This is a genomic window from Streptomyces sp. NPDC094034, assembly GCF_040303865.1.
In the GTDB taxonomy this organism is placed as follows: Bacteria; Actinomycetota; Actinomycetes; order Streptomycetales; family Streptomycetaceae; genus Streptomyces.
In genome coordinates, this window is the sequence record NZ_JBEOUD010000148.1 from 1 (window position 1) to 1,019 (window position 1,019).

At 68.3% G+C, this 1,019-nt stretch carries 1 protein-coding gene and 1 pseudogene; one reads left to right on the forward strand and one right to left on the reverse strand.

The features are described 5' to 3' along the window. Positions 1-250 (reverse strand): hypothetical protein (locus tag ABTZ59_RS37300; RefSeq protein ID WP_351426124.1); only part of this gene is annotated, 250 nt, incomplete at its 3' end. A gap of 88 nt (positions 251-338) precedes the next feature. On the opposite strand from ABTZ59_RS37300, the pseudogene ABTZ59_RS37305 reads away from it, so the two are divergent. Continuing rightward, positions 339-962 (forward strand): annotated as a pseudogene (locus ABTZ59_RS37305) (IS701 family transposase); the annotation flags it as partial. Positions 963-1,019: the final 57 nt, after the last annotated feature.

The following is a 1,019-nucleotide window of genomic DNA, read 5'->3' on the forward strand; positions in this document are numbered from 1 at the left end:
CGTTGTCGCCCTGGCGCATGTCGCCCGGCTGCACCGATCGGTGGATCAGCGATGTGCCGATCTGCTGCGGGCCTTCCCTCGCGGCAACGAAGCCGACGATGACCTGTGGTCCTTTGTAGATCACCGGTTGCTGCCGTGGTGGCTTTGGCGCTACCACGCCGGCCAGCGATTGCTCTGGTTGGTCCGTGACAGATGGCGGGGTTGAGGTGCTGGTCGATTGCGGGAACGACAACGGCCACCGCGTGATCATCAAGGGTTGTGTGTGGACTCATGATGATCGTGCGGTAGCCGCGCACCACAGCATAGACGCCGCCCGATGGCGGGCGATCGATTAGGCCGTGGCCCGGATCGCGGGCCGGTTCCGCCGGGTCGAGCCTCGGGCGACGGCCCGTGCTTACCTGTTCGGACTGCTGTCCGGCGTCGAGCGGAAGAACTGCTGGCAGCTGGCCGAGCAGGCCGGCCACGCCCGTCCCGGGCCGATGCAGCGGCTACTACGAACCGCACGCTGGAGCGCCGATGACGTCCGCGATGATGTCCGTGCCTACGTCGTCGAGCATCTCGGCGCCGACGATGGCGTGCTGGTCGTGGACGCTACCGGGTTCTTGAAGAAGGGCCGCGGTTCGGCGGGTGTGCAGCGGCAGTACACCGGCACGGCCGGGCGGATCGAGAACAGCCAGGTCGGCGTGTTCCTCGCCTACGCCTCGCGTCACGGGCGGGCCTTGATCGACCGTCGGCTCTACCTTCCCGAGCAAGCCTGGTGCGAGGACGCCGAGCGTCGCATCCGCGCGGGCGTCCCCGACCAGGCAAAGTTCGCGACCAAGCCCACTCTGGCCGGACGGATGATCGCGGCAGCGCTGGATGCCGGGGTCACCGCCTCGTGGGCGACCGGCGACGAGGCATACGGCCAGGACCCGGGCCTGTGTGCCCTGTTGGAGTCCCGCGGGATCGGCTACGTGCTGGCCGTTGCCTGAGGTGCACGGGTGGAGATTAACGACGGTCGCACTGCTGCCCGAGCGGAT